General features: G+C 29.8%; 20 protein-coding genes. All 20 read right to left on the bottom strand.

Going from position 1 to position 16,703, the window contains the following annotated elements; all coding sequences use genetic code 11:
• Position 1: 1 nt before the first annotated feature.
• The gene (locus CLOTH_RS06905; RefSeq protein WP_079412440.1) at positions 2-781 is read right to left on the bottom strand and encodes a ribonuclease HII; all 780 of its coding nucleotides are present in this window, start codon (positions 779-781) and stop codon (positions 2-4) included.
• 47 nt (positions 782-828) lie between these two features.
• Positions 829-1,758: a ribosome biogenesis GTPase YlqF gene (ylqF, locus tag CLOTH_RS06900; protein ID WP_331722048.1), complete on the bottom strand. Its 930-nt coding sequence runs from the start codon at positions 1,756-1,758 to the stop codon at positions 829-831.
• A gap of 62 nt (positions 1,759-1,820) precedes the next feature.
• Complete coding sequence (gene rplS, locus CLOTH_RS06895; RefSeq protein ID WP_079412438.1) at positions 1,821-2,180, bottom strand: 50S ribosomal protein L19; 360 nt, start codon at positions 2,178-2,180, stop codon at positions 1,821-1,823.
• Positions 2,181-2,291: 111 nt separating this feature from the next.
• A complete protein-coding gene (gene trmD / locus CLOTH_RS06890; protein ID WP_079412436.1) occupies positions 2,292-3,017 on the bottom strand; it encodes a tRNA (guanosine(37)-N1)-methyltransferase TrmD in 726 nt (241 codons plus the stop codon).
• The gene (gene rimM, locus CLOTH_RS06885) at positions 3,017-3,517 is read right to left on the bottom strand and encodes a ribosome maturation factor RimM (protein ID WP_079412434.1); all 501 of its coding nucleotides are present in this window, start codon (positions 3,515-3,517) and stop codon (positions 3,017-3,019) included. Before rimM ends, trmD begins: the two co-directional genes overlap by 1 nt.
• A gap of 67 nt (positions 3,518-3,584) precedes the next feature.
• Complete coding sequence (locus tag CLOTH_RS06880; protein ID WP_079412432.1) at positions 3,585-3,812, bottom strand: KH domain-containing protein; 228 nt, start codon at positions 3,810-3,812, stop codon at positions 3,585-3,587.
• Positions 3,813-3,838: 26 nt separating this feature from the next.
• Positions 3,839-4,111, bottom strand: a complete 273-nt coding sequence (gene rpsP / locus CLOTH_RS06875) for a 30S ribosomal protein S16 (protein WP_079412430.1) — start codon at positions 4,109-4,111, stop codon at positions 3,839-3,841.
• 28 nt (positions 4,112-4,139) lie between these two features.
• On the bottom strand, positions 4,140-5,492 hold the full coding sequence (gene ffh / locus CLOTH_RS06870) for a signal recognition particle protein (protein WP_079412428.1): 1,353 nt from the start codon (positions 5,490-5,492) through the stop codon (positions 4,140-4,142).
• On the bottom strand, positions 5,489-5,854 hold the full coding sequence (ylxM, locus tag CLOTH_RS06865) for a YlxM family DNA-binding protein (protein WP_079412426.1): 366 nt from the start codon (positions 5,852-5,854) through the stop codon (positions 5,489-5,491). The genes ffh and ylxM overlap by 4 nt, the downstream gene beginning before the upstream one ends.
• A gap of 113 nt (positions 5,855-5,967) precedes the next feature.
• Positions 5,968-7,053 (bottom strand): signal recognition particle-docking protein FtsY, encoded by a 1,086-nt coding sequence (ftsY, locus tag CLOTH_RS06860; RefSeq protein ID WP_079412424.1) that lies wholly within the window; start codon positions 7,051-7,053, stop codon positions 5,968-5,970.
• 9 nt (positions 7,054-7,062) lie between these two features.
• On the bottom strand, positions 7,063-10,623 hold the full coding sequence (gene smc, locus CLOTH_RS06855) for a chromosome segregation protein SMC (protein ID WP_079412423.1): 3,561 nt from the start codon (positions 10,621-10,623) through the stop codon (positions 7,063-7,065).
• Positions 10,624-10,635: 12 nt separating this feature from the next.
• Positions 10,636-11,706 carry an elongator complex protein 3 gene (locus CLOTH_RS06850; protein WP_079412421.1) on the bottom strand — a complete coding sequence of 357 codons (1,071 nt, stop codon included), beginning with the start codon at positions 11,704-11,706 and terminating at the stop codon, positions 10,636-10,638.
• The gene (gene rnc, locus CLOTH_RS06845; protein ID WP_079412419.1) at positions 11,703-12,416 is read right to left on the bottom strand and encodes a ribonuclease III; all 714 of its coding nucleotides are present in this window, start codon (positions 12,414-12,416) and stop codon (positions 11,703-11,705) included. Before rnc ends, CLOTH_RS06850 begins: the two co-directional genes overlap by 4 nt.
• A gap of 84 nt (positions 12,417-12,500) precedes the next feature.
• The gene (locus CLOTH_RS06840; RefSeq protein ID WP_079412418.1) at positions 12,501-12,947 is read right to left on the bottom strand and encodes a CD1247 N-terminal domain-containing protein; all 447 of its coding nucleotides are present in this window, start codon (positions 12,945-12,947) and stop codon (positions 12,501-12,503) included.
• Between the two features lie 159 nt (positions 12,948-13,106).
• Entirely contained in the window at positions 13,107-13,664 is a 558-nt protein-coding gene (gene efp / locus CLOTH_RS06835; RefSeq protein ID WP_079412416.1) for an elongation factor P, read from the bottom strand.
• A gap of 25 nt (positions 13,665-13,689) precedes the next feature.
• On the bottom strand, positions 13,690-14,757 hold the full coding sequence (locus CLOTH_RS06830; protein WP_079412414.1) for a M24 family metallopeptidase: 1,068 nt from the start codon (positions 14,755-14,757) through the stop codon (positions 13,690-13,692).
• Positions 14,754-15,200: a type II 3-dehydroquinate dehydratase gene (gene aroQ, locus CLOTH_RS06825; protein ID WP_079412412.1), complete on the bottom strand. Its 447-nt coding sequence runs from the start codon at positions 15,198-15,200 to the stop codon at positions 14,754-14,756. The genes CLOTH_RS06830 and aroQ overlap by 4 nt, the downstream gene beginning before the upstream one ends.
• A 40-nt stretch (positions 15,201-15,240) precedes the next feature.
• Positions 15,241-15,753 (bottom strand): shikimate kinase, encoded by a 513-nt coding sequence (locus CLOTH_RS06820; RefSeq protein WP_158080482.1) that lies wholly within the window; start codon positions 15,751-15,753, stop codon positions 15,241-15,243.
• A gap of 18 nt (positions 15,754-15,771) precedes the next feature.
• Positions 15,772-16,269 (bottom strand): PilW family protein, encoded by a 498-nt coding sequence (locus CLOTH_RS06815; RefSeq protein WP_079412408.1) that lies wholly within the window; start codon positions 16,267-16,269, stop codon positions 15,772-15,774.
• Positions 16,256-16,684: a hypothetical protein gene (locus tag CLOTH_RS06810; protein WP_079412406.1), complete on the bottom strand. Its 429-nt coding sequence runs from the start codon at positions 16,682-16,684 to the stop codon at positions 16,256-16,258. The genes CLOTH_RS06815 and CLOTH_RS06810 overlap by 14 nt, the downstream gene beginning before the upstream one ends.
• Between the last annotated feature and the right edge of the window lie 19 nt (positions 16,685-16,703).

The following is a 16,703-nucleotide window of genomic DNA, read 5'->3' as shown; positions in this document are numbered from 1 at the left end:
ATTAATCACCGTTTATTATAGATTTTAGGAATGATTTTCTATGTATAGGGGTTATTCCATATGTCTTTATAGCTTCATAATGCTCTTTAGTTCCATACCCTTTGTGCTTTTTAAAGTCGTATTGTGGGTAAACACTATCATATTCTTCCATTATTCTATCTCTTGTTACCTTTGCTAAAATACTTGCTGCAGCTATAGATATAGATTTGCTATCTCCTTTTATTATTGAGTTTTGAGGTATATCTATAGATGGTATTTTAGCTGCGTCTATTAGTAGGTAGTCAGGAGTATTTTTTAGATTGTTTATAGCTTTTTTCATTGCACTATATGTGGCATTTAATATATTTATATCGTCTATTTCATCACTATTTACAATTCCTATTCCATAGTCTATCGCCTTTTCTTTTATTATATCGAATAGTTCTTCTCTTTTTGTTAGGCTTAGTTTCTTAGAGTCATTTATTCCTTCTATTATTGTATCTTCACTTAATACTACTACAGCTGCAACTACGGGTCCAGCTAGTGGTCCTCTTCCAGCCTCATCTATTCCTCCAATGTATCTAAATCCTCTTTTGTAGCCCTCATTTTCAAATATCTTCATGTTTTGAATTCTTATTTCTTCTTTTCTTATATCATCTAATTTCTTTGCAAGTTTGAGTGCTATTTTTTGTACTGATGCTCTTTTATCATTTTTTAATATATCTATATATTTTAGGTATTCATGAGTTTCTAGATTGTTTATTATTTCGTTTATTTGCTTTACATTTAATTTTTCTAACATGTTTTATCCTCTACTTTCACGTGTTTTTTCAAAAAAAAGAGAAAGAATTATTCTTTCTCTTCTATATCAGATGGAACTTCAAGTGTAACCTTTCCTATTTTTCCTTCTCTGAATTCATTTAAAACTATATTTGCTATTCTTGTGTAGTCTAGCTCATTTTTCGAAACTATACATCCTCTTTTTCTTCCTATATTCTCCATAGTTTCAAGAGGAGTTTCTCCTATTTCTACTTTATATCTTTCTATGAGTTTTTCAGGAGCAACTTTGCTTAGCTTTTCTATAAATTTAAGTGCTAATGTTTCTATATCTAGTATTTCATCTTTTATTGCTCTTGTAAATGCTAAGTTTAGTGCAACTCTCTCATCTTCAAACTTAGGCCATAGTATTCCAGGTGTATCTAAAAGTTCTAGATTCCCTTTTAATCTAACCCATTGTTTTCCTTTGGTTACCCCAGGTCTATCTCCAGTTTGTGCACTTTTTCTACCTGTTAGTCTATTTATTATAGATGATTTTCCTACGTTTGGAACTCCTACTATCATAATTCTTATAGGTCTTTCTTTTCTACCTTTTCTAACTAAAGCCTCCATCTTTTCTTTTGTCGCATTTTTACACTCTTCTATAAGGGCATTTATTCCTTCTCCTGTCAGTGTATTTACCGCAACAGCTTTTATGTTATGATCTGCATAATAATCTTTCCATAACTTAAGATTTTGAGGGTCAGCAAGGTCAGCCTTATTAAGAACTACTACTTTAGGTTTTCCTTCTATTATTTTGTCTATTTCAGGGTTTTTACTACTGTAAGGTATTCTACTGTCTAAAAGTTCAACAACTAAGTCTACTAATTTTAAATTCTCTTTTAGTAGCTCTCTGGTTTTTTTCATATGCCCTGGGAACCAATTAATATGCATTGAGTTAGGATCCTGAACTTTTTCTACTTTATCTATTTCTCTTTTGTTTACTTTTTTCTTTTTACGCATATCAACCACATCCTTAATATATATGAAAAGGGACTGCAAAGCAGCCCCCAATATCTTTTAAATTATTTAACTTCTCTAGGAAGTATAGCTTCTTTAACTTTAGCTTTCTTACCAACTCTATCACGTAAGTAGTTAAGCTTAGCTCTTCTAACTTTACCTCTTCTTGTTACTTCGATTTTCTCGATTTTTGGAGAGTGTACTGGTAGTATTTTTTCAACTCCAACACCGAAAGATATTTTTCTTACAGTGAAAGTTTCTCTAGCTCCTCCACCTTGTCTTTTTAATACTACACCTTCAAATATCTGGATTCTTTCTCTTTTACCTTCTTTTACTTTAAGGTGTACTCTTACAGTGTCTCCTGCTCCGAAGCTTGGTAAATCATTTCTTAATTGTTCGTTTTCAATAGCTCTTATTATATCCATTTTTACTCCTCCTGATCCTAGACGTTCTTAAATATTCAAATACCAGAGGAACGCCCGTTATTTTCAACAAATTAGATTATAGCACTTATGCCATTAATTTGCAATAGATTCCTATAATTTTTCTACATATTTTTTCTCTTTATCCGTTAATTTTGCTTCTTTTATTAAGTCTGGTCTTCTCTTTAACGTTATTTCTATCGACTTATTTCTTCTCCACTCATCTATCATCTTATGATTACCTGATAAAAGAACATCTGGAACTGTATGTCCCATAAATTCTCTTGGTCTAGTGTACTGAGGGTACTCTAATAGATTATCTTTAAATGTTTCTTCAGTGAATGATTCTTCCTGACCTAATACTCCTGGAATTAACCTTGATATTGAGTCTATAACTATAAGTGCTGGAAGTTCTCCTCCTGTCAAAACATAATCTCCTATTGATATTTCATGGGTAACTATTAAGTCTATTATTCTTTCATCTATTCCTTCATAATGTCCACAAAGAAGTATTATATCTTCTTCACTAGAAAATTCCTGTGCCATAGATTGATTGAATACTTTTCCTTTTGGAGTTAAGTATATAACCCTAGGATTTTGTATATTATACTTTTGTACTATATGCTTGTATGTGTCATATATAGGTTGGGGAGTCATAACCATACCTGCCCCTCCTCCAAAAGGATAATCATCTACTTTCTTATGTTTATTTGTAGAAAAATCTCTTATATTATATATATTAACTTCTATCTTTTCGCTCTCTATTGCTTTTTTCATTATACTTTCATTCATATATGCTTCAAATATACTTGGAAATAGTGTCATAACATGAAATCTCATTATATCATTCCTTCTATCGGATCTATTATAATTTTTCTTTCATTCATGTTTATGTGTGGTACAAATTGTTTTATAGCAGGTATTAGGTATTCTTTCGATCCATTTTTTATTACATAAACATCGTTAGCTCCTGGCTGCATTACATCTTCTAATATACCAACATACTCTCCATTAACTGTGTATACTTCAAGACCTATAAGATCTGCTATAAAATAAGTGTCTTCTTCAAGTTCTCTTGCATTTTCTCTAGGTATTACCAGGTACTTATTTTTTAGTCTTTCAACTTGATTTATATCATCTATACCTTTTATTTTAAGTATTACCATGCTGTTTTTGTATCTTACTTTTTCGATGAAATGCTTATTATTAAAATCGTCTCCTATGTATACCCACTGTATCTCTTCAAATCTTTCTTTATAATCCGTGAGTGGATATACTCTCATTTCTCCTCTTAGTCCTTGAGTATTTACTATTTGTCCTATTTTGAAATGTTTTTGCATAACATCACCTACTTTTAAATTATAGAAAAAGGACTAGGCTATACCTAATCCTTTTTAGTATTCTCAATTAGAGAATTTCTACTATTACTTTTTTGTCTTCTTTAACTGCAGCAGTCTTTACTAAAGTTCTTATAGCTTTAGCAATTCTGCCTTGTTTGCCTATAACTTTTCCCATATCAGAAGGTGCAACCTTAAGTTTTATAACTAAAGAGCCGTTTTCTTCTTCTTGAGAAACAGTTACTTCATCTGGGTTGTCAACTAGAGATTTGGCTATTTTTTCTACCAATTCTCTCATGACATTCACCTCCTAAAAAAGGACAATTATTCAGCCTTTTTAGAAGCATCAAACTTTTCCATTATACCGTTTTTCTTGAATAAAGACTTAACAGTATCAGTTGGTTGAGCTCCTGTATTTAACCATTTAACAGCCTTCTCATCATCTATTTTAATCTCTTTTGGATTTGAAACAGGATTGTAGTATCCTATCTCTTCGATGAACTTACCATCTCTTGGAGAACGAGAATCAGCAACAACTATTCTGTAGAAAGGTTTTTTGTGTGCACCCATTCTTCTTAATCTTATTTTAACTGCCATTTGTTTCACCTCCTCATAAAGTTAATATTTATCTTCCAAAGAAAGGTAGCTTTAACTTTCCTCCCTTTTTCATGCCTTTTTCCATGTCTGCAAATTGCTTCATCATTTTCTTTGTTTGTTCAAATTGCTTTAGTAGTCTATTAACATCTTGAACTTTAGTTCCACTACCATTAGCTATTCTTCTTTTTCTACTAGCATTTAATATAGCAGGATTATTTCTTTCTTTTCTTGTCATAGATTGAATAATAGCCTGTATTTTTACTAGTTCTTTATCATTAAAGTCTACATCTTTTAATTCTTTTGCATTTCCTAGGCCTGGAATCATTCCTATTAATTCATTCAATGGACCTAATTTTTTAACTTGTTCTAGTTGGTCTAGAAAATCCTCAAATGTAAAATGTTGACTTTTGATTCTATCTTCCATTTCTTTTGCTTTTTTAAGATCAATTGCATCTTGAGCTCTCTCTATTAAACTTAGTACATCACCCATACCAAGTATTCTAGATGCCATTCTATCTGGATGGAATGGTTCTAAGTCATCTAACTTCTCACCCATACCTATGAACTTTATTGGCTTATGTGTTACTGCTCTTACTGAAAGAGCCGCTCCACCTCTAGTATCTCCATCAAGCTTTGTAAGTATTATTCCATCTACTCCCAATGCTTCGTTGAAGTTCTCAGCTACATTTACAGCATCTTGACCTGTCATAGCATCTATAACAAGTAAAATTTCATGAGGCTTAACCTCTCGCTTAACATCTTTAAGCTCATTCATCAAATCTTCATCTATATGAAGTCTACCTGCTGTATCTATTATAACAAGATCGTTTCCTTTTTTTATTGCATGTTCTATACCTGCTTTTGCTATATCCACAGGATTTTGTTTATCTCCCATATCAAATACTGGTATATCTAATTTAGAACCAACTACTTGAAGCTGTTTTATAGCAGCTGGTCTATATATATCACAAGCAACTAATAAAGGTCTTTTGCTTTGGTGTTTTTTAAGGTATCCAGCAAGCTTACCACCTGTTGTAGTTTTACCTGCCCCTTGAAGTCCTACAAGCATTATTATTGTAGGAGGCTTAGATGCAAAACTTATTCTACTTTGAACAGTTCCCATCAAAGATGTAAGCTCTTCATTAACTATTTTTATTACGTGTTGACCAGGAGTTAGACTTTCCATTACATCCTGTCCTACACATCTATCTTTTACTTTACTTATAAAATCTTTAACTACTTTAAAGTTAACATCTGCTTCAAGAAGTGCAAGTTTTACTTCTCTCATAGCATCATTAACGTCTTTTTCGCTTAATTTGCCTTTTCCTTTTAATTTTCCTAAGGCATTTTGTAGCTTTTCAGATAATCCTTCAAAAATCATTTTAACAACTCCCTACAAATTTCTTTTAAGTTCTTAATCTTAGGGACATATTCGCTACATTGTTTGGATACAATTTGCTTTTCTATTTCGACAAGTCCTGTATATATTTCTTCAATTTGCTTGTTTTTTTTCTCAAATTTTTCTACAAGCTTTAGTTTTTCTTCATAGCTTATTAGTATCTTCTCTGATCTTTTCAAATTGTCATAGACAGCCTGCCTTGATATGTTTAAGTTTTCGCTTATTTCACTCAAGGAGTAATCTTCGTTATAGTACAGGCTTATTACTTCTTTTTGCTTCTCAGTCAAAAGCTCTCCATAAAAATCAAATAATATGTTTATCTTTACTAACTTGTCTATATCCAAGATACCACTTCCTAAAAGTCTTTATGAAAGAAGAAATACTGTGTAAAGTGTTTAACCTTTACACAAGTATTCTATAATAGATGATATATCTTGTCAACCTTTTTATTAATTTATTATTCAAATAATGCTTTTGCAAACTCTTTTGCGTTGAATTCTTGAAGATCTTCCATTTTTTCTCCTACTCCTATAAGTTTAACAGGAACATCTAGTTCAGATTTTACTGCTAGCACTACTCCACCTTTAGCAGTACCATCTAATTTAGTAAGTACTATTCCTGTAATATTTGCAGCTTCTTTGAATACTTTAGCTTGTTGTACTGCATTTTGTCCTGTTGTTGCATCAACTACAAGTAAAACTTCTCTTGTCGCATTTTCGTATTCTTTTTCAACTATTTTGAATACTTTTCCAAGTTCACTCATAAGATTTTTCTTGTTGTGTAGTCTTCCTGCAGTATCACATATTAGTATATCTGCTTTTCTAGATTGTGCAGCTTTTATAGCATCATATACTACAGCTCCAGGGTCTGATCCTTCTGAGTGCTTTACTATGTCAACTCCTACTCTATTTGCCCATATTTCAAGTTGATCTATAGCTGCAGCTCTAAATGTATCTCCTGCTGCTAATAAAACAGATTTTCCTTCTTTTTTGAATTTGTTAGCAAGTTTTCCTATAGTTGTAGTTTTTCCAACTCCATTTACACCTACAACTAATATAATTGCAGGAGATGGATCTACTTTTAGTTTTTCTTCTTCACCTTCAAGCATTTCTGTAATAATATCTTTTAGTTCTTCTCTAACTCCTGATCCTTCTGTTATTTTTTTAGATTTTACTCTATCTCTTAATTCTTCTATTATTTTCATAGTTGTATTTACACCTATATCAGAAGTTATTAATATTTCCTCTAGTTCCTCAAATAATTCTTCATCTACTTTAACATATACTTTTAAAACATTGTCTATTCTATCTGTTATTCCTTTTTTAGTTTTTGATAATCCTTCCTTTAATCTTTGGAATAAATTCACTTTTGAAGTTTCTTCTTTTTCTTCTACAACTTCTTCTTGAATCACTTCTTCAGGTGCAGGCTCTATAACTTCCTCTTTTGTAATTTCTTCTTCAAGTACTTCAGTTTCACTTTGGACAACTTCCTCTACAACTTCTTTGTCTTTTCTTGAAAACTTATCAAATATCTTTTTTATCATTTTTGCCTCCTAAATAACTTCTTCATCTATGAATTTTTGTGCATCTTGAATTTTTAAGCTTATTATTTTTGATATGCCTTTTTCTTGCATAGAAACCCCATATATATAGTTAGAAGCTTCCATAGTTCCTCTTCTATGAGTTATTGTTATAAATTGAGTCTTAGAAGATAACTCTTTAAGGAACTCTCCATATCTATATATATTAGCATCATCTAATGGTGCTTCTATCTCATCTAGTATGCAAAATGGTGTTGGCTTAGCAAGTATTATAGAGAATAATATACATATAGCTGTCAGTGCTTTTTCTCCTCCAGATAAAAGATTTATGTTCTTTAATTTCTTACCAGGAGGCTGAGCTGTTATTTCTATGTCACATTCTAATATATTAGAAAGATCTGTAAGCCTTAGCTCTCCATGTCCTCCTCCAAATAGTTTTTGGAATACTACTTTGAAATTTTCATTTATTTTTTCGAAGTTCTTACTAAATTCAAACTTCATGTTCTGCTCCATATCCTTTATTAGCTCTTCTATAGATTCTATTGAGCTTTCTAAATCTTCCTTTTGTTCTTTGTATAAATCGTATCTTTCCTTTATATCTTCATACTCTTTTATAGAATCTACATTTACATTTCCTAGATTTTTTATTTCTCTTTTTATATTATCTATTCTCTTTTTATCTATAACTATAAATTCATCTTTTATCTTTAGAGCTTCGTAAAATGTTATTTCGTAATCATTCCATAGCTTTGTAAAGTAACTTTCTTGACTTAATTCTAATTTATCAAGCTTACTTTCTAATTTATATATACTTTCTTTTAAGTCTATAAATTGCTCATCAGTATGCTTTAAATTTTCTTTATTATCTTTGAGCTGACTTAATATATTTTCTCTTTGAAGTTTGCATTCTTTAAGGCTAAGTTCTATATCATTTAACTTTTCTTTTAATTCTTCTTTTTCGACTCTTACTAATATAAGCTTTTCGCTTAGATCTTGCTTAAAAGATTTATTATTTGCTATTTCTTCTTCCTTAGACTTTATTATATTTTCTAAGCTTTGTTTTTCTTCACACATTCTTTCTATGTCTTTTTGAATATTTTTTAGATTTTCTGAAAGCTTAGCTATGTCTAGATTTACTTCATTGTATATAGCTACATCTTTTTCGTATAATTTTTCTTTCTGTAATTTTTCATCATTTATAAAACTTACTCTTTCTTCTATAGCTATGCTTTTTTTGTTTGTATCTTCTATTTCAGATAAGGTAGCATTTATAAGTTCATTTGTGTAATTTATATTTTGTATTAAGCCTTTTTCTTCTCTTTCTAACTTAGATTTTAGGCTATTAAGACTTTCTATTTCTTCATTTACTTTGTATATGCTTGATTGATTTGTTAGTATTAGTTTGTCTTCTTCTTTTATTCTTATATCCAAATCATTTAAGTCACTATATATTCTTTCAAGTTCAAGCTCAGTTTGGATTTTATAGTTTTTGAATTTGTTTAAATTCTCATTTTCAATTTTTATATTTTTCTCAAATTCTTCTATCATTCTTTTTCTAGATAGTAAATTATTTACACTTTTTATTGATCCTCCAGTTAGTGATCCTCCTGCATTAAACACTTCTCCATCTAGTGTAACTATCTTATATTTGTAGTTTGTGCATTTGGCTATACTTATGGCTGTATCTATATCTTTAGTAAGTATTATTCTTCCTAACAGATGCTCTACTACATTTTTGAACTTATTGTCGCACTTTATTATATCGCTAGCTACACCTAAAACCCCATTTACATTAGATATTTCATTATTATTTATTTTCCTTCCTTTAATTATATTTAAAGGTAAGAATGTAACTCTTCCTAAATTATTTTTCTTTAGGTAATCTATTGCATGCTTTGCACTTTCTTCATTTTCAGTTATTATATTTTGAAGTGATGCCCCTAGTGCTACTTCTATTGCTGTTTCATACTCTTTTGGAACATTTATTATCTCTGCTACAGCACCTAAAATATTTTTTAGGTTCTTATTTTTTAGTACTTCTTTGACACCTTTATTAAATCCTTCATATTGTTTTTCCATTTCATAGAATATGTTTAACTTTGACGAATATTCATTTATTTTAAGATTTGCTGTGTTTATACTTTCTTTTATATTATCTAAATTGTTTTTTATAGTGATGGATTTATTGTGCTTTTCGTTTCTATCTTTATTCAAATTTTTAAATCTTTCTTCATATTCATTCTTCTTGATTAAATACTGTTCTAACTGGAAATGCTTTTGTTTTATATTTTGGTTTATATCCTCTATTTCTCTTTTTATTGTTTTTTCTCTTTCGTTTATATTATCTAATGTAGTTCTTAAGCTAGATAATTTAGCGTTTTTCTTGTTTTTCTCGTCTAGTATAGTTATTATCTCATCTTTGAGTCTTTCTATTTCTTTTTGTTTATTCTTCAAATCTTCATTGTAAGATTGTATAGTGCTATCTATATCATTTTTTTCTTTTTTTAGATTTCCTAATCTTTCACTTATTTCTTGTTTGCTTTTATTAAGGTTTGTTATATATTCATCATTTTTTAGCATTGTTTCTTTTAGCGTAACTATTTCTTTTTCATTTTTAGACTGATTGAATTCTATATTCTTTATTTTTTCATTTAAGAGCTCTAAATCTGACTTTTTGTGGTCTATTTCTATCTTTAGAGAGTATAATTGTTCGTTTTGTTCATTTATCTTAAGGTCTAATTTATTTAAGTTTTCTTCTAGAGTATATACCTTTTTTTCTTCTTTATCTTTTTTGTTTTCTAAGTTCATTAACTGATTTTGAAGTATTTCTTTGTGACTGCATAATTCTTTAAGCTGAGTATCTATAGCTTCTATTTCCTTTAGATAGCTATTGACTTCTAGACTTTTTAGCTCTTTTTTTAAATCTACATATTTGATCGCCTTTTCTCTTTGAATCTCTAAAGGTCTTAACTGTTTTTCAATTTCATCATATATATCACATATTCTACTTAAATTTTCTTTTGTGATTTTTAGATTTTTTTCTCCTTCTTCTTTTTTATATCGGTACTTTGATATTCCAGCAGCTTCTTCAAATACTTTTCTTCTACTAGATACATTTCCGCTCAGTATTTCATCAATTTTCCCTTGTTCTATTATTGAGTATCCTTCTTTGCCTATTCCAGTATCTAAGAGTAACTCTTTTATATCTTTTAGTCTACAGGATTTATTATTTATATAAAATTGGCTTTCACCTGATTTGTACGCAACTCTTTTTATTGTTACTTCACTATAATCTATATCTAAAATTCCATCTTTATTATCTATAGTTAATGCTACTTCACAAAAAGACATCGGTTTTTTATTTTCTGATCCAGCAAATATTACATCTTCAAGCTTGTCTCCTCTTAAACTTTTTATGCTTTGTTCTCCTAGTACCCATCTTATAGCATCAGACACATTACTTTTTCCACTACCATTTGGTCCTACTATAGATGTTATTCCTTGTTCAAATATTATCTCAGTTTTGCTAGGAAAAGATTTAAATCCTCTGATTTCTATTTTCTTTAAATGCAACAAAATCCCCCCCTAATTAAGGTTATACATATAGTATAAGTTCTTGTATATATTTTTCAAGCTTATATTTTGAGACGTATTATTATATACAACCTTAATTTCATCTTTAGACATATCTGTATCCTCTACTTTTATTTTTACTTTGTATTTTTCGTATATATATTTACTATTAGCTTTTTTATTACCAACTATAGTCGAAATGTTTTTTCTATTTGTGCAGATAATCATTTCCTCTTTAATGTTGTTTTGATTTATTGTCCACTCTATATAATCTCTATATATTCTAGATTCTACAATTTCTCTTAAAGCGGGGTGATATGGCCCACTTACTATCTCTTTACCTAGTGATATATCTTCTGTAGGCTGAAGCCCTACCCTTATTACATTTATGTTATTTATATAAAATAAAACTAATAATTTTTTCACTATCTCAATAGTTTTTTCTATATCAAAAGGGTTGTATTTGTTCTCATTGTAAAGCTTCTCAAGTCCCGTGTCTCTTACAACTAAGGTTGGATATATTCTTACAAATTCAGGATTTAGCTTTACAAATTCTTTAGCAGTGTATATGCACTTTTCTTCAGTATCTCCAGGAAGACCAGCCATCATTTGAAGGCCTAGCTTAAATCCCCATTTTTTTATTAGTTTTGATGATGATATAACATCAATATCACTATGACCTCTTATGCTTTGGTTTAATACATCTATATCTAATGATTGTACTCCAAGCTCTATTATTGTAACTTTGTTTTCTTTAAGAATTTTTAAAATATCATCATCTATACAATCTGGTCTTGTAGAAAGCCTTATATCTTTCACTATTCCCTTATCTACATACTCTTTAGCTACTGAAAGTAATTCTTTTTGAACATTTATATCTATAGCTGTAAAACTACCACCAAAGAAACCTACTTCTATATGGGCATTTTCATCTATAGTAGTAAGATATTCATTTATTATATTTCTTACATTTTGGGCGGTTACATCTGTAGATACTCCTGTTATTTTCTTTTGATTACAGAAAATGCAATCATGAGGACAGCCTCTATGCGGTACAAATATAGGTATTATTCTTCTTTTCATATGTTATCAATTCCTTGCAAAGCTTCTTTTGCTGCCTTTTGTTCTGCTTCTTTTTTCGTTTTTCCTTCTCCTAATCCTAGTACATTTTCACCTACTTTAACCTGCATTAAGAACTTCTTGTTATGATCTGGTCCAAACTCTTCTACAAGTTCATATGATATTTTTTCACCGTTTTTGCTTTGAAGTACTTCTTGAAGATGAGTTTTATAATCTCTAAATACTTTACCTTTTATAGAATTGTCTATTATTTCACTCATAGTCTCCATTATGAATTTCCTAGCATTTTCCATTCCACTATCTAAATAAATAGCTCCTATAACTGCTTCAAAGGCATCAGCTAAGTTAGATATTCTTTCTCTTCCACCTGTTGCTTCTTCACCTTTTCCTAATAATAAATATTGTCCTAGATTTAGTTTATTAGCAGCTTCACTTAACGATTCTTCACATACAATGTTGGCTCTTAGCTTTGTAAGCTCTCCTTCTGGTAATTTATTTTGGTCTACAAATAAATGATGACTTACGATTATTCCTAGTACTGAATCACCTAAAAATTCTAATCTTTCATTGTGCTTGATATTTAAGTGTTTACTTTCATTAGCGTAAGAACTGTGAGTTAATGCCTCTATTATATATTCTTTATTTTTAAAACTGTATTTTATTTTTTTCTCAAATTTTTCTATTACACTCTTTACGTTTGTCTTATATATCATGTCTTCCTCCTATAGTGTTATTTTAAGCTATCATACATTATAAAAAGTGACTGCTTTTGCAGTCACTTTTTATAATATATGTTATTACTTTTCATCGTGTGAACAGCAATCATCATCATCTTCGTGACAACAGCAATTGTCATCACAGCAATCATCATGACTTGCTATTACTATTTCTCTACAAGATGGGCAGATGATATCTACATCTTCATCATATAATAAATCTTCATCTACTGCTACTTCTTCTCCACACTCTGGGCACTCAACTTCTAAGTACTCTATGTCATCATCTTCGTCTTCTTCATCTTCTTCATATAATTCATCTTCAATATCTGCTAAATCTTCGTCTACTGATTCTATGTAATCTGATAATTCTTGTTGTTCTTCGCTTAATTCTACAACTGCATCAACTATATCTTCTAATGCATCGATGATGTGAGTTAAAAGCTTTCCTTCTTTAGTTTCTTCGCTGATTCCTAACCCCTCAGCTAATCCATGTAAATACGCTACTCTTTCATATAAGTGTTGCATTGGCATATACCTCCTTATATTTAGGTAGTGGCTAATAATTAGCCACTTATCACCTTATTTAATAATATTCTACTTAATAGTCAAATTTCCTCTATATAGAGGAAATTTAAGATAGATTTAACATAATCTACTTTATAGTATATCCAAAGCAATTCAAAATTAAACTCTAGATAGATATTCTCCAGTTCTAGTGTCTATTTTGATTTTATCTCCAGTATTTATAAATAGTGGAACTTGAACTGTAGCTCCTGTTTCTACTGTAGCTGATTTAGTTACGTTTGAAGCTGTATCTCCTTTTATTCCTGGCTCTGTTTCTGTAACTTCAAGTTCTACAAAATTTGGAGCTTCAACTTGGAAAGCTTGACCATGATAGAATCTTATTGTAGCACTATCATTTTCTTTTAAGAATTTTATTGCATCTTCAACTTGGCTATAATTTAAAGGAACTTGCTCGAATGTTTCATTATCCATGAAGTAGTATAATTCTCCATCGTTGTATAGATACTGCATTTGTCTTGTATCTATATTAGCTTTAGGGAATTTATCTCCTGGGTTAAATGCTTCTTCTCTTATAGCTCCTGTTTTTAGGTTTCTGTACTTTGTTCTTACGAAAGCTGCACCTTTACCTGGTTTTACGTGTTGGAAATCAACTACTAAACAAGGTTCTCCATCTTTTTCAAAAGTAACTCCTTTTCTAAAATCTCCTGCTGAAACCATTAATATCCCTCCATTATTATGTTTATTAGTATTTTAGCTCTATTAATTCCTTAGGAGAGTTAGATAAAACTTTATAACCCTCTTCAGTAACCAATATCAAATCTTCTATTCTAACTCCACCAAAGTCTGGAATATAAATACCAGGTTCATCTGTTATAACCATTCCAGCTCTTAAAGGGTCTTTGCCTATAGAATTTACATGTGGCAATTCATGAACTTCAAGACCTACACCATGTCCAAGTCCATGTCCAAATTTATCTCCATAACCTTCTTTTGTTATGATATCTCTAGCTATTTTGTCTAATTCTTCCCCAGTTATTCCTGGTCTTACAGCCTCTAAAGCCTTAGTTTGAGCTTCTAAAACTATATTATATATTTTCTTTTGCTCATCTGATGCTTTTCCTACTACTATTGTTCTTGTCATATCTGAACAATAACCATTATATATACAACCAAAATCTAATGTCAAGAAATCTCCATCTTCAATGATCTTTTCACTTGCAACTCCATGAGGAAGAGATGACCTTTTACCTGAAGCTACTATAGGTTCGAAAGAAACTCCTGATGCTCCATTTTTCTTCATAAAATGCTCAATTTCTAAATATAAATCTCTTTCACACACACCTGGCTTTATAAAACTTAGTATATGTTCAAAAGCTTTGTCAGCAATTTGTGCAGCCTTAGCTATCATGTTAATCTCTTCTTCATCTTTTATGCTTCTTAAATTTAACATTAATCCTTTCAAAGGAACAAGCTTTGTATTTTTTAGTTCATCTGTGAACTTTGAATATGTAGCAAAGTCCATAAAGTCATCTTCAAATCCTAAAGTTTCTATGTTCATTTCATTTAGATACTCTGTAACTGATTTAACTTTAGATATTTCTAGTATTTCAAAATCTTTACATTGATTAGATGCTTGCTGTATGTATCTAAAGTCAGTAAAAAATATAGCTTTATCTTCTGTAATTAAAGCATATCCTGCCGAACCTGTAAATCCTGATATATACCTTCTATTTTGTGGCTTATAGATAATTACAGCTTGTAAATTTCTTTCTTTCATTTCTTTTCTTAGATTTTGGATTCTACTCATCATTTTAAATGCCTCCCCCTATGGTTTAAAATAGCATAAATTCCCAAAATATAGCTATATAGCCCAAATCCACATATATGGCCTATACATGCTCTTGCTGTTACACTTTTTTGCCTAAATTCTTCTCTATCATACGTGTTTGATATATGTACTTCAACTGTTGGAATTTTTATTGATCTGATTGCATCATAGATAGCATAACTGTAATGAGTATAAGCTCCTGGATTTATAACTATTCCAGTATATCCATCTATAGACTGATGGAGTTTGTCTATTATACTTCCTTCGTGATTGCTCTGGAAAAAATCTACAGATACTCCTAGTTTGCCACATTCGTTTTTTATTAGTTCCTTAAGATCATCCATAGTTTTATTTCCATAGATTTGTTTTTCTCTGTATCCTATTAGATTTAAATTTGGTCCATTTAATACCAATATTTTTTCCATAAAGAAGCTCCCTGTGAAAAAATTTACCATTACTATAATATCACAATTTGTTCAAATTGAATAGTATATCACAAACTACTTCATCTACACTTTTATTATTCGTATCTATAATTATATGAGATGCATTTTTGTATTTTTGTAGTCTTCTACTCATTATGCTATTTATTCTCTCCTCTATGTTGCATTCCTTCAAAAGAGGTCTTTCTTCTTTTGATTTGCTTAGGTTATTCATTATAGTATCTTTATTTGCATCTAACCATATTACAGTTCCAATTTGCCTTAGAAGCTTTGAATTATAGTCTTTTTCTATAATTCCTCCTCCAGTAGATAAAACTATATTTTTTTCGCAGAGCATATTTTCTATTATTTTAGTTTCAAGATCTCTAAAATATTTTTCTCCTTTTTGTTTGAATATATTATCTATATTCATATTTTCTTTTTTTTCTATTTCTTTGTCTGTGTCTATAAATTTCATATTTAATACTTTTGATACTTCTTTTCCTATGGTACTTTTGCCAACAGCCATAAATCCTATAAAAACTATGTTATTCAAATCAATCATTCCTATCATTTAATTTCTAAAATAAGCTATAAATTCTAAATCAAATGTTTCTTTTTTCTTTTGAATTTCTAAGTTAAACTTTATTCCTCTTCCATTTTGAAGTTTTTCTATTTCCATTTTATTTATATAATTTCCAATTTCATATCCATTATATCTTATATCTGTTCTGTAGAACATTTTTTTACTGTTTTTATCTATATAAATTCCAACAACTCCATCAACTAGATAAAGTCTTATCTCTCTTATTTCTCCGCTTTTGAATGTATTTACATTAACTCTATTTCCACTCAAATTTATTATACTGTCTATTCTCGTTGACCTATAGACTTTATCTTCTATAAATTCTTTTAGAAATTGTGCTTGTTGTTGAATTTCTACACTTGCTTCTGTTTTTGTAAAAGCTTTTATGTTAAATATTGTTATATTAAATACCAGTAGCATAATTACACCTATCAAACTTAAAGATATAATTAGCTCAATCATTAAAAATCCTTTAGTATCCTTCATAAATATCTTCCTTTATAAGAACTCTCCCGCTAAATGGAACTATTGTAAGTTCCTTTCTTTTATTTTTAAGTCTATCTATTACAACTATGGTTTCCCCTTGCTGACTTAAGCTTCCTGAAAGAGAAAATGTTATTTTATTTATAGATCGACTTAATATAGTGTTATTAGGAAGCTTAACCTCTTTTTTGTCTTGTCCAGCTTCTCTTAGTATGTAAGACTTTGTGCCATCTTCATATTCTTTGTAGTAAATATAAGTTGAATAGTCAGAGTTCATATTCTTAACTCTTGTGTATCTTATATCATGTGCTAATTGTCTTACAAATGAATCTATTTGATACTCTCTTACATAAATTTTACACGCAGGTATTACTAGTATTATTGAAAGTATCCCTAAATAAAGTAATGTTTCAAGCAAAGTCACATTCCTTTATTGT

It is taken from the genome of Alkalithermobacter paradoxus, assembly GCA_002029295.1.
In the GTDB taxonomy this organism is placed as follows: domain Bacteria; phylum Bacillota; class Clostridia; order Peptostreptococcales; family Peptostreptococcaceae; genus Alkalithermobacter; species Alkalithermobacter paradoxus.
Note: the sequence above shows the minus strand (reverse complement) of the source record. Positions and strands in the feature narration are given on the sequence as shown.

Coding starts and splice junctions, on each gene's coding strand:
- CLOTH_RS06905 (WP_079412440.1), bottom strand. CDS start 781: ATGTTAGAAAAATTAAATGTAAAGCAAATAAACGAAATAATAAACAAT.
- ylqF (WP_331722048.1), bottom strand. CDS start 1,758: ATGCGTAAAAAGAAAAAAGTAAACAAAAGAGAAATAGATAAAGTAGAA.
- rplS (WP_079412438.1), bottom strand. CDS start 2,180: ATGGATATAATAAGAGCTATTGAAAACGAACAATTAAGAAATGATTTA.
- trmD (WP_079412436.1), bottom strand. CDS start 3,017: ATGAGATTTCATGTTATGACACTATTTCCAAGTATATTTGAAGCATAT.
- rimM (WP_079412434.1), bottom strand. CDS start 3,517: ATGCAAAAACATTTCAAAATAGGACAAATAGTAAATACTCAAGGACTA.
- CLOTH_RS06880 (WP_079412432.1), bottom strand. CDS start 3,812: ATGAGAGAATTGGTAGAAAAAATAGCCAAATCTCTAGTTGACAACCCA.
- rpsP (WP_079412430.1), bottom strand. CDS start 4,111: ATGGCAGTTAAAATAAGATTAAGAAGAATGGGTGCACACAAAAAACCT.
- ffh (WP_079412428.1), bottom strand. CDS start 5,492: ATGATTTTTGAAGGATTATCTGAAAAGCTACAAAATGCCTTAGGAAAA.
- ftsY (WP_079412424.1), bottom strand. CDS start 7,053: ATGATAAAAAAGATATTTGATAAGTTTTCAAGAAAAGACAAAGAAGTT.
- CLOTH_RS06850 (WP_079412421.1), bottom strand. CDS start 11,706: ATGAAAAGAAGAATAATACCTATATTTGTACCGCATAGAGGCTGTCCT.
- rnc (WP_079412419.1), bottom strand. CDS start 12,416: ATGATATATAAGACAAACGTAAAGAGTGTAATAGAAAAATTTGAGAAA.
- CLOTH_RS06840 (WP_079412418.1), bottom strand. CDS start 12,947: ATGCAACACTTATATGAAAGAGTAGCGTATTTACATGGATTAGCTGAG.
- efp (WP_079412416.1), bottom strand. CDS start 13,664: ATGGTTTCAGCAGGAGATTTTAGAAAAGGAGTTACTTTTGAAAAAGAT.
- CLOTH_RS06830 (WP_079412414.1), bottom strand. CDS start 14,757: ATGATGAGTAGAATCCAAAATCTAAGAAAAGAAATGAAAGAAAGAAAT.
- aroQ (WP_079412412.1), bottom strand. CDS start 15,200: ATGGAAAAAATATTGGTATTAAATGGACCAAATTTAAATCTAATAGGA.
- CLOTH_RS06815 (WP_079412408.1), bottom strand. CDS start 16,269: ATGAAGGATACTAAAGGATTTTTAATGATTGAGCTAATTATATCTTTA.